Annotated in this window: 9 protein-coding genes; 7 read left to right on the forward strand and 2 right to left on the reverse strand. The window is 60.9% G+C overall.

Annotated elements, in window-relative coordinates; translation table 11 throughout:
* Nucleotides 1-142: 142 nt before the first annotated feature.
* Nucleotides 143-721 carry a helix-turn-helix transcriptional regulator gene (locus MWL89_RS10350; protein WP_244385961.1) on the reverse strand — a complete coding sequence of 193 codons (579 nt, stop codon included), beginning with the start codon at nucleotides 719-721 and terminating at the stop codon, nucleotides 143-145.
* 183 nt (nucleotides 722-904) lie between these two features.
* On the opposite strand from MWL89_RS10350, the gene MWL89_RS10355 reads away from it, so the two are divergent.
* From MWL89_RS10355 to MWL89_RS10385, 7 genes are all read left to right on the forward strand, one after another.
* Nucleotides 905-1,819, forward strand: a complete 915-nt coding sequence (locus MWL89_RS10355) for a hypothetical protein (protein WP_244385962.1) — start codon at nucleotides 905-907, stop codon at nucleotides 1,817-1,819.
* A gap of 105 nt (nucleotides 1,820-1,924) precedes the next feature.
* Entirely contained in the window at nucleotides 1,925-4,255 is a 2,331-nt protein-coding gene (locus tag MWL89_RS10360) for a type 2 periplasmic-binding domain-containing protein (protein WP_244385963.1), read from the forward strand.
* 9 nt (nucleotides 4,256-4,264) lie between these two features.
* Nucleotides 4,265-5,128 (forward strand): carbohydrate ABC transporter permease, encoded by an 864-nt coding sequence (locus MWL89_RS10365; protein ID WP_244385964.1) that lies wholly within the window; start codon nucleotides 4,265-4,267, stop codon nucleotides 5,126-5,128.
* The gene (locus MWL89_RS10370) at nucleotides 5,125-5,976 is read left to right on the forward strand and encodes a carbohydrate ABC transporter permease (RefSeq protein ID WP_102377766.1); all 852 of its coding nucleotides are present in this window, start codon (nucleotides 5,125-5,127) and stop codon (nucleotides 5,974-5,976) included. Before MWL89_RS10365 ends, MWL89_RS10370 begins: the two co-directional genes overlap by 4 nt.
* Nucleotides 5,977-6,034: 58 nt before the next feature.
* Nucleotides 6,035-6,565, forward strand: coding sequence for an efflux RND transporter periplasmic adaptor subunit (locus MWL89_RS10375; RefSeq protein WP_244385965.1), 531 nt, complete (start codon nucleotides 6,035-6,037; stop codon nucleotides 6,563-6,565).
* On the forward strand, nucleotides 6,558-7,592 hold the full coding sequence (locus tag MWL89_RS10380; RefSeq protein ID WP_244385966.1) for a hypothetical protein: 1,035 nt from the start codon (nucleotides 6,558-6,560) through the stop codon (nucleotides 7,590-7,592). The genes MWL89_RS10375 and MWL89_RS10380 overlap by 8 nt, the downstream gene beginning before the upstream one ends.
* A complete protein-coding gene (locus tag MWL89_RS10385) occupies nucleotides 7,593-8,729 on the forward strand; it encodes an ABC transporter ATP-binding protein (protein WP_244385967.1) in 1,137 nt (378 codons plus the stop codon).
* 1,779 nt (nucleotides 8,730-10,508) lie between these two features.
* Here the strand turns inward: MWL89_RS10385 and MWL89_RS10390 are convergent.
* Nucleotides 10,509-11,408, reverse strand: a complete 900-nt coding sequence (locus tag MWL89_RS10390) for an NAD(+)/NADH kinase (protein WP_102377761.1) — start codon at nucleotides 11,406-11,408, stop codon at nucleotides 10,509-10,511.
* Between the last annotated feature and the right edge of the window lie 76 nt (nucleotides 11,409-11,484).

The raw sequence follows: 11,484 nt of genomic DNA on the forward strand, positions 1-11,484 counted from the left end.
GCCATTTGAGAAAAGTATACAACAAACTACTGTATTTGATAAGTACTTACTTAATATGAGGTGGATTTCCGTTCCGATTGCTGCGCGTAAGAATTATCCCGGATACCGCAAGGTTCGCTCGCGCGAAATCGCGGAGGCAGCCCTACCCGGCGTTGCCGCATCGCTCGACCATCGCATCGGCGAGCTCGTCTTTCCCCGATACGCCCATCTTCCGGTAGAGGTTGCGGATGTGCGTCTTCACTGTGTTGTCGGACACGACAAGCTCGCGCGCAATCTCGGAGCGCGTCTTTCCCTCGAGCAGCAGATTGAGGATAGCCTCTTCCCGACGGGTCAAATCGTAATCGCGGGCGGTGCGGGCGCACCGCTCCTCAAGGGAGTCTTCAACGTTTTGGTGGGTCTCGACGAACCTGCGCAGCTCGTTGAGGGAGGCGATCTCGACATCTTCGTTGAGACGCCATGCGCGCGACAGATGCCAACCGACGAAAAGCGACACAGCGCACAAAGCGAGCGAGAAAACCGAGGCGGCCCCCGTGTCGGCGGCCTGCGTGATCGCAAGGCATCCAAACAGGGCAACAGCAAACACCGTGCCGTAAAAAATGGCTACCTGAAGCTTGGTTCTCGACATGGTCTCAGAAAAGGCCGCCTGGGCAATCGCGACGCAGCATGCGACAAACAGCACTCCCACACCGCCAATGACCGCTACAACCGACATCCAATCCATCACCAAACCGCCCTTCGCGCGCATCCTTTGTTTTCATGCATAATACTACGACGAACCATGCCATTGCACGGACTCGCGGACCGGGTGAAAAAACTCACCGTTGCTAACGCACCGAATATCATGATAGCTTCGGCGAAGGCGTTGCAGCAAAGCACCGCAACCTTGTCGCCGAAAGGAGTGCACATGACAGCCAAACGCAAAAAGCGCGCTGCAGTCGGCATCGTATGCCTCGTCGTTGCCGCTCTTGCCATGGGTTGGTTTGTCGGACGCTACATACCCAGTGTGCCGCACGGCCCCGCATCGCTCCTCTACGCCGGCATGTACGATGGCAATGGCGAGTCCTCCCAAAGAGTCGTTGATTGCGAGTTCGGCCGCAGCGCAGCGCTCGAGGGAATAGTGCAGGGCATGGCCTTCATCTGGGAAACGGATCATCCTACCGCAAGCATCGGGGAAACAAACGAGACCATCCCCAGCGACGAGTACATCGAGCACCTGAAGAGCATCGGCGATTGGGAGTACGAGTATCCCCTGTTCGAGATGCGTATCGATGAGGTGAGATCGGTATCGGGATCGGCTTTCAAAGAGCTCTACCCGGAGTATTCGAATCAGGAAGTTTATCCAGTTTATCCGGAAGACAGCACGATGGTGCTTGTCTCGGCAACCGTCACCAACACCTCGAACACGCTCATCGCTGGTTCGGTCGGACCGTACAGCAGTGACGGCTTGCCTGAGTTTCGACTTTGGACCGATGCATGGACCGACACGTACGCCGAGGCGATCCACGCAGAAGACGGCACGCTTGTCGTCGAGGCCGGCCCCCTTTCGGACGGAACCATGCGAGCAGGCGTACGCCTCGACGCTTACGCTTTCACCATGCTCGCCGAATACACCTCCTTGGACGATCCCCCATCCGACGACATCCAAACAGCGCCCGTCAACGTAAAACCCGGCGAGACGCAAACGGTCGTTTTGCCCTTCATCGTTCCCAACGAAGCCCTCAAAACCGACGGGACCTCGAGGCATATTGATTTCTCGAAGTACTGCATCCAGACGGTCGACTACCGAACCAAAACCACGTACCGCCTCTGGCTCGAATAGACCTTCCGCACAACCGAAGCAATGCAACCGCTGCCCAAGGGCTCAGCGTCAGCCATGCCGAAACAAGAACGTCCATCCCTAGAAACCGCCCGAAAAGGAGACTGCATGAACCCGAGCTCGAACGCATCGGCTTGCCCGCCGAAAGCCGACACCGCACAACCCCCTGCTTCGACGCAAAGCACGATGGGGAAACGCGTCTTTTCCATCGCGCTCGCCGCAATCTTCGCACTCGGCCTTGCCGCCTGCACCCCGACACCGAACGGCAGCGTAGCCGCGCGCAGCGAAACGAGTCGCTTCGAGCAGGCCGTCACACTCCCGACGGACATCATGCACATCTCCGACATCGCTTACACAAGCGACGGAGGCATGCTCATGGCGGCCAACACGACGGACTGGAATACGGTCGCTGTGTTCGCCAAGACCGCCGACGGCTCTTGGGAGGCGCTCTTCGACACGTCTACCTTGGCCGCATCGCTTGACGACGACACCTCTATCGGGGCCGCGTGCCTCACCCCGCAGGGAAGCCTTCTATGCACGACGCTTACCGCAGAAGGAGACGGCGGTGGCTGCTACCTCGTCGATCCCGGTTCGCAGAGCGAGGCTTCCCTGCCGGCGGGCCGCATCGCCATCATGCGCTCGTTCGACGAGGACACGGTGATCGCATCCGACTGGACCGGCTCGTTTTTCCGAGCGGACTACACGACAGGCGACACGGTGTGCACGTATCGCCTGCCGAGCGGCACCGTCCTCGCCGATTTCACCGTGCACGGCAACCGCGTATACGCGAGCGCTTCCAAGAGCAGCTCCGCCAACCCTACCTGCGAGCTGTACGTTTTCGATTACGACACCGGCGAACAGGTGAACCTCGATGCTCACGAAGAATCGGTATTCGCGGCCGCGTTTCCCCCGACGGACGCGTCCGCTGTTGCAACACCCATCTGGGCTGCGAGCGAAAGCGGGATCTTCCTTTGCTCGACGGGCGCGATCTACGATTGTTCGGGCGAGACGGCGACCGTCCTTGCCTCAGGCAATGCCACGAACCTCTCGAATACGGGCAAAACCCCCGACCGGCTGCTCGTCGGATCCGGATCCGACGACATCGCGGTGCTCTACCGCGAACGGTCCGGCTCGGCCAATCCTTATACGCTCTACCGCTACCCGCAGGGCGAGCAGCCGAAATCCACCTCGAGCCTTTCCGTGTACACGCTCGAAGACAGCTCCGTTATCCAACAGACGGCCGCAACCTACCGTGACGAGCACCCGGAGATCGCGATCGAGGTACGCGTGGGCATCCCGGCGGGCTCAGGGCTCTCGGCCGACGACGCCCTGCGAACCCTCAACGCCGAAATCCTTTCCGGCACGGGTCCCGACGTCATCGTCCTCGACGGGCTTCCCTTCGACGGCTTCGCCGAACAGGGCGCGCTTCTCGATCTTTCGGGCATCATCCAAGACGCTCGCGAGACCGACGACGAGTACTTCGAGAACGTCGTGGGCGCCTTCGCAACCGATGACGGCTGCTTCGCGATTCCGAGCAGGTTCGGCATACCCGCGATTGTCGGAAGCGCCGAGGCGATCGATTGCGCGCAATCGCTTGAAAGCCTCACCTCCTACATCGAATCGGAGAGCGAGAGCCCGACGGGCACCGATGCGACCTTCTCGGTGGCATCGCTGTACACGGCAAGCTACCGCAGCATCTTCGATACGGGCGGAAGCGTCGACCGGGACGCGCTCGCAACGTTCTTCGCCTGCTCGAAACGGCTCCTTATGCTCAACGACAGGAGGAACTACGAGAATGCGCCTACCGGCTACGACTATCTCGGAAGCCAGCTCGACGACCTGCAAGGCGGCGGCTCCGGCATCAGCGGATCGGGCATCCTCTTCGCAGAAAACCCCGATCAGCAGTTCATCGAAATAGCCTCGCTCCTCTCGGGCACCAGCTTCGGCTCGGCGAGCCTCGCCGTGGAGAACGCCTCGTTCGCGTGCGCCCTCGAGCCGTTGAGCTTCTCGCCCGAGCGCGTGTTCGTGCCGAGCTCGATCCTTGCCGTGAACGCCAACACACCAGAGGCAGGCCAGGCAAAGGATTTCGTCTCCTACGTTTTGTCGAAACCGCAGCAGAAGCAGGGCTCATTGGACATCGGCATCGCCGTCAACAAAACCGCCTTCAGAGAAGCCCAGATCGAGCTCGGCGGCTACGGCATGTCGGTCATGGGCGACGGGGGAAGCGAGCTTTCCTCTGTCAGTCGCGGCCCCTTCACCGAAGCGGAGGTCGAGGCGAACTGCGCGCTCGTCGAGAGCGCGACCCATGCGTGCATGCCCGACAAGACGGCAAGCGACATCCTCTCGACCGGGCTTCTCGCCTACTGCCGCAACGAGGCGACGCTCGACGAGGCCCTCGATGCAGCGATCCAGAAGATCGACCTCTACCTGGCGCAGTAGGCGGCGATCATGAGCATGCCGCGCCCGCCCAAAGCGATCGTCGTCGGGGCCTTTCTGGCCCCGAGCCTCACAGGTCTCGCCGTCTTCTTCCTCGCGCCCTCGCTCGACGTCGCGAGGCGGTCGCTCGCCAACCCGTCGGGCACCGAGTTCGTCGGGCTCGACAACTACGCAACGGTCCTTTCCAACGAGGCGTTTCGCCTGGCCGCTCTCAATACGGCCAAGTTCATGGCGGTCTGCATTCCGATCCTGCTGATAGCCTCCCTGACCGTCGCGCTGTTCTTACGAAAAAGCACGCCGTTCAAGGCGCTTATGAAGACGGCTCTTCTCCTGCCGCTCGCAATCCCCGTTTTCTCGGCGGCGCTTTTGATGAGCGTCACGTTCGACGCCGAGGGAATCGCCAACGGCATCCTCGCCTTCTTCGACCTCGAACCCGTAGCCTGGATGGGTACCGACGCCGCTTTCTGGGTACTCGCAGCCAGCTACGTGTGGCGCAACCTCGGCTACTGCATCGTGCTCTGGCTTGCCGCGCTCTCCTGCATCCCCGAAACCCTGTACGAAGCGGCGCGCGTCGACGGGGCGAATTCGCGCCAGATCGCCGTGCGGATCACCCTGCCGCTGCTCGCACCCTCGTGCGCGGTTGTCGTAGTGCTGGCAATCATCAACGCCTTCAAGGTGTACCGCGAAGCGTACCTGGTGGCGGGGAATTATCCCCACGAGAGCATGTACCTGTTTCCGCACCTGTTCAATAACTGGTTCGCGAGCCTTTCAACCGCCAAGCTCGCAGCGGGCGGCGTACTGCTGGGGCTCGTGCTCTTCCTCGTCGTCTGCCTGCTTTTCCGTTCGTGGGCCAAACAGGTTCGGGCAGACCGATGAAGGTTCGAACGACGCTGACGGCTGCATGCGTTGCCCTCGCCGGGTTCGTTCTGTGCTTTCCCTTGGTCATGCTAGTTGCCGGATCGCTCATGGGACAGACCGAACTTTCCTCGGTCCTGGGCGGCGTCCTGCCGTCGGGCGAAGGGTATGCGCAAGCCCCGCTTCTCACCCTGAACCCCACTCTGGAATCCTATGTCGCCGTACTCGTCGACACGCCTGCCTACCATGTGCTCTTCTGGAATTCGGCTGCGATTACGGCGGGCGTGCTCGCAGGACAGCTCCTGTTCGCAACGCCCGCCGCCTGGGCGCTCGCGCGCTACGAATTCCCGGGGCGAAACGCGCTGTTCTTCCTCTACGTGCTGCTGATGATGCTGCCCTTCCAGGTGGTCATGCTGCCGAACTACCTTGTACTGAACGCGCTCGGCATCAACGATACGCTTCCCGCCATCATCCTGCCCGGCATATTCTCGGCGTTTCCCGTGTTCATCATGAGGCACTTCTTCGCCACCATCCCGAACGCCATCATCGAATCGGCCCGTTTGGACGGCGCAGGCGAACTGCGGGTATTTCTGACTATCGGCATCCCCCTCGGCCTACCCGGCATATTCGCCGCGCTCGTGCTCGGGTTCTTCGAGTACTGGAGCCTGGTCGAACAGCCGCTCGCCTTCTTGAAAGATCAGGCGCTCTGGCCCCTTTCGCTGTTCCAACCGACGGTATCCTTCGACAACGTCGGGCTCGTGTTCGCCTCGGCCGTCATCGCCGCCGTGCCCGCCGTGCTCGTGTTCGCCATGGGCAGGGAGTACCTCGAACGGGGAATCGCCGCAACCGCCCGAAAGGACCGGTCATGAAACGAAGGGCCGCGATTGCGCACCGCAACGGACACAGCCTGCAGGGAAGGAGCGCCCGATGAAACGCAGGGCCGCAACCGCACTGTTCGTCTTTTTCGTTGCGATGGCATGCTTCGGCATCCTGTCGAGGGCCGTGAGCAGCACGGGCACCGCGCTGGTGGCAGCGGAGGCACCGAGCACGCAGACCTTCGCGCAGGAAGCCATCGAGGCAGACGGCGGTACGGCATTCGATCCCGGAGCTGCAACCGGGGGCGAAGCCGTACCCGGTTGCGCTACCGTACCCGAAGGCGAAGCCCCGGAAGCATCGGTCGATGCGAACGCACCGGCCGCCGCCCGCGAATACGGCTCATGCGCTCCCCTCGCCGCCGTCCATCGGGAAGGCGCGCGATCCTACGTATACGTGGTAGCCGAGCAGGGGGGATTCTCGGGCGTCGAGCTGGTCGCCCGAAAGGTGCCCGTATCCGTGCTCGACACGAATGCGAGCTGGGCGGCGCTCGCCGAGGGAGCCGTATCCTCGCAGCAGAAGATCATCGTCAGATCGGATAGGGTTCTCGCTGACGGCAGTAAGGTTCGGCTCGCCGATGCGTAAGGCTCTCGGCATACGGCGCATCCCCTTGGCCGCCATAGCGGCTTTCCTCGTCTCGCTCGCGTGCTTTGGAGCGCAGATCGCCGCGTACGGCACGCTTTCCGGAGCCTACGCGAACACGAAGACGTTCGTTCTCGCAGGCGGCGGTATCGGGCCGAGCGAAGCCGCCTCGGTTCTGGAGCGGTCAGGCGAGGCGGCCGATCCGTTCCCCATCGTCTTGTGGTCCCAAGTCGACGGGGTCGCGGCGAACGCGAGCGACCCGATCGCCGCGGAAAACGCAGAGGGCGCGGGCGAAACGGTGCTGTACTTTACGGGCGAGATCGGACTCGTATTCCCCGACGCAGCCGCCTGCCCCACCGAGCCGGGCACGTATCGGGCGAACGCCCTGGAGGCCGAAAAACCGTCCGTCGCTTCGGGCGGCCGCACCGAAGACGCACCGGTCCGCATCATGGACGGATCGGCCGCCGGAGAATTCCCCGTCGCCTACACGAGAATCACCACAGCCGATGCGGACGCGGACGGTTTTCCCATCACCGCCGAAACGATCGCCTCATCGCTTGGCGTCGAGTGCGCGGAGCTCGATTACGGCCTCCTCTCGCTCGCGTCCTTCGCCTTGCTGCTTTGCTATCCCGCAGCGCTCGCCGCTTATGCGGCTTGGCACTGCCGGCCCTTGCGCAAGCGCCCAGCCGGCCATCCGGCGCTCGCGGCCATCGCCTACGCGATTCCCGCACTCGCCGCCATCGCCGCAACGGCAACCTTCGCCTCGGCGCTCTCGCGGTTCGGCAGCCGTTTTCCCACCCACTGGTCGGACTTTTCCGCTTGGCAAACGGCTGCCGCATCCCTGCAGGACGGTTTTTCGCGCATCGCTTTTGCAGCAGAGGGAATCCCCGATATGCGGGTGCTTCTTCCCTGGGTGCTCGCAGTGGCGCTCGGGCTCGCGTCGTTGGCATGCGCCGCCGTCGCTGCTCGAAAACTCGCATACTGGGATGCGCGAACAAGTGCAGGCCACGGAAAGAACCGGGTGAGATAGATGTCGTTTCTCGAATTGGCGCAGCTGACCAAAACCTACGGCAAAGGCGCGATCCGCGCAGTCGACGAGCTCTCGCTGCGCATCGAGCAGGGCGAGTTCGTCGTGCTCGTCGGCTCGTCGGGTTGCGGCAAGTCGACCACGCTGCGTCTCGTCGCAGGTCTGGAGACCCCGACATCGGGGTCGATCCGTCTCGACGGGCGCACCATCACGCACGCGCCTCCCGCCGAGCGCAACGTAGCGATGGTGTTTCAGGATTTCGCCCTCTACCCCCATATGACGGTGTTCGACAACATCGCATTTCCGCTCAAAGCGAGAAAGGTACCCAAACGCGAACGGGAAGAACGGATACGCGCCACGGCTTCGATGCTCGACATATCCGATCTGCTCGATCGCAAACCGTCGAAGCTTTCGGGCGGGCAGAAACAGCGAGTCGCCATAGGCCGGGCAATCGTGCGCAATCCCGCATTGTTCCTCATGGACGAACCGCTTTCGAACCTCGATGCCAAGCTGCGCGCCCAAATGCGCGGCGAGCTGGCAAGGCTTCACGGCAAAACGGGTGCGACCATCGTATACGTGACCCACGATCAAACCGAGGCGATGACGCTCGCGACGAAGATCGTCGTCATGGACCAGGGGCGCGTACAGCAGATCGGCACGCCTGGCGAGCTGTACTTTCATCCCCGAAACCTGTTCACCGCCGCATTCATCGGATCCCCTCAGATGAACTTCCTCGAATGCCGCGTTGACCGCGGCATGCTGCGCTTCCTCGACAGCCCTGACGGAATTCCCGCACCTCCCGGATTGGCCGCTTCCCTTGCGCAGCCCCGCGTGGTTGCGGGGATACGTCCCGAAAACGTCCTGATAGGATGCGATACCGCCTCGCCTTGCGATCAGCGCATCGCAGATGCCGCTTCATCCCACGAGCACTATGCGATGCTCACGGGACGGAGGCTGCGAGACGAAATCGTCGGCTCGGACGCGTACATCTCGTTTGAAGTGGGAGATTCCGTCATCGTCAGCAAAACGAGCTTGGAATCGCTTCACCATGCGGGAGGCCGAGACGAGGTGCGGCTCGGCCTCCGCCGGGAAGGATTGCTCTACTTCGACCCTATATCCACGCTGAACATCACCCCATGATGCAGCGGAACGATGACGGCGAGAGCAATGCTTCTGAGACTCGGTGCCAAGCACCGAACCTGAATCGGTAGCGAAACCCTCGAAGATGGCAGAAAACGAAAGAAATTCGTCGTAGTGCAGGGTAAGTGGAAAAGACACATCATTAAGTGCGTCGTTGTGCTGGGAAAACACAACCAGCTTGATCCCAGAAACCCGCTTTGGAGCCACCGAGCTTCCCACGGGGACGAAAAACTTTCGTTTCTTGCCACAAGCTCGGGTACGACCGAGCAAAAGGCGTTTCAGCCAAAGAACGGGGGGCAATCGAGCAGCTCCGATCGAAGGGCAAGCTGCCTGCGAGGATAATCTGAACAGCTCGGCCTTATTCTCGAATTCAAATGTCTCGCTAAAATCCGTACAAAGCGATTATATTCCCGATAGTTGGCCACCTGCTGCCACGTTGCGGTTACAACGGTTATTCCGAGCGATTCGAGAGCGTTGCGTCGTTGTGCGTCTTGGGCAATCCGCTCGGCACCTGTATGACAGAGAGTGCTATCGTACTCTACGGCTACGCCCTGATCGGGCCAAAGCAAATCGCACCGAAAAAAGGATTTATCGGCCGTCCATCGGTTTCTTTTACCGATCGGAACGATAGCGTTCATGAGAGGATGGGCGATACCGCTTCCCCCTCGCATGCAGGGAAGCGTCACAAGCGCAGCCAGCGTCGATTCCCGAGGGGAAGCCGATTGCTCCAATATGTGAGGAAGTGCTTTGCGAACCGTTTTCGTTCCCCTGACGTTTTCGAGCTCGAGAAGGCAAGCTTTTATACTGGATGGAGTGGCGAGGGGAATCCTCCCCCTAATACCGTATGGTCGGCTCTTGTCGGGAGCATAGGTTCCGCAAAACTCGTAACCTAGATGGACGGTTTGCGGAAAGCTCAAGAGGGAGGCCATGTGAACCAAGGTAAGTTCTGAGCTTGTAACGAAAACGGCCTTGTCGCAACCGGGTATTGAAATAGACCTCAGAGAACCGGCAGGCAAGAATCGCGATTGATGGACAACGAGATCATGCGTGCTCTTCCTCCTTCCATCGAGCGCCATGACATGCAGAGGCAAAGAAAAGACCTCGTTGCCGATGAGCCCATACTCTTCGATTGCAGTTGCGTGCGGTGCATCTTCGGGCATGATTCGAGCGCGAGACGGCTTGCGCGCTCTACTGCTGTCGCTTAGTGGCGATCGCCAAAACTCGAGTGCAGATATGTTGGACAGGATCACCGTCATGCTGGCATATTAACACGATATAGCACCTGATAAGAGTACGAATTTCGGGTGTATGAGCTGAGTCCTTCCCACGTAACATCCGCATGCGGTTTCCGCAAGGAGCGCGCTTGATTTACGTTGAGTGCGTTTCGCGATTACATCGGATCCGCACTACCGCTATGCAAGGTTGCAAGGCAATGAGCTTCGCTGCCACGCGAACCCAAAGGAGCCACCGCGTTAATCCAAGACGCGCATGCCTCGACAGCGCTCACGACGGCGCTTTCGCTCTCTGGGATCCCGAACGAACGCATTCCGATTCTGGCTTATCAGCGAACAAGGGCATTCGCGGCAGAAAATGAAAGTAATTCGTCGTCTACACCCGCTCGACGAAACGAAATCGACGACCGGGAAACGACACCGCTTCATTACCCCTGATCGGAGAAACGGTCTAAAAATCAACTGCGAAGAAGCTCCGAGCGACGACGAATATCTCGCTTTTTCTGCCGCAAACCGAGGCACCCCACGCTCGGTGCACCCGATGGGCTTAGAAGAACACCTTCGAGGCGTGGTCGTAGAAGTTCTCGCATTTGTAGCGCAGGAGCACCGTAGGCTCCGAACCGGCGCGAACGAACACTTTTGCGACAGGCCGCTCGAACGTGAGCATTTCGCCGTCGACGAACAGCGTCGCCTCGCGTGAAGCCTGGTTGTTGGTGAGATCGACCTCCACCACATCGTTTTTCGCCGTCACTATCGCACGCGAATGAAGCGTATGCGGCGCAAGCGGAACGGCAACGAGACCCTCGAAACCCGGAGACACGAGCGGACCGCCCGCCGAGAGCGCGTAGGCGGTCGACCCGGTGGCGGTGGCAACCACGAGTCCGTCGCCGCGCATATCGGCGATATGCGAGTCGGAGATGGAGAGCGAGAAATCGATGATGCGGCCCATAGCGCCGCGCGTAACCGCAAGCTCGTTCAGGGCGAAGAAGCTGCGGCGCTCGCCGTCTTCGGCGATGATCGGCTCGTCGTCGGAGCAGGGAACCTCGTCGAGATCGTCGCCCTCGCACAGAACGTCGATCCGCAGGTTGGTCCGCCTCTCACGCACCGCGTCTTCCGCAAGAGCCGCCGCGACGATGGCCACAACCCCCTCGTCGCTCGCATTGGCTAAAAACCCGAGCCGCCCGAAATTGATGCCGAGAATGGGAACGCCCGTCGTGCCGACGAGTCGGGCCGTGCGCAGGATGGTGCCGTCGCCGCCGAGCACGACCGCGAGATCGCAGGAACCCGAATCGATGATGCCGACGTCATCGGTATCGCCCAGATAGTTCAAATCGGAAGAGTCGATCATGCTGTACTGAATGGACTGCGTGCCCAGATAAGCCGCGAGGAGCAGCGACGCGTCGACCGCCTTCGCATTGGAGTTATTGCGGACTATCAGGATATGCATGAAGCGCCTCTTTCCGTGTTTGCTATGATGTGAGCGGTTGCCGTTGCGCAGCCGCTCACCGTTGGTGAACCATTAT

Origin of the sequence: Raoultibacter timonensis (assembly GCF_022845715.1) — a bacterium.
In the GTDB taxonomy this organism is placed as follows: Bacteria; Actinomycetota; Coriobacteriia; order Coriobacteriales; family Eggerthellaceae; genus Raoultibacter; species Raoultibacter timonensis.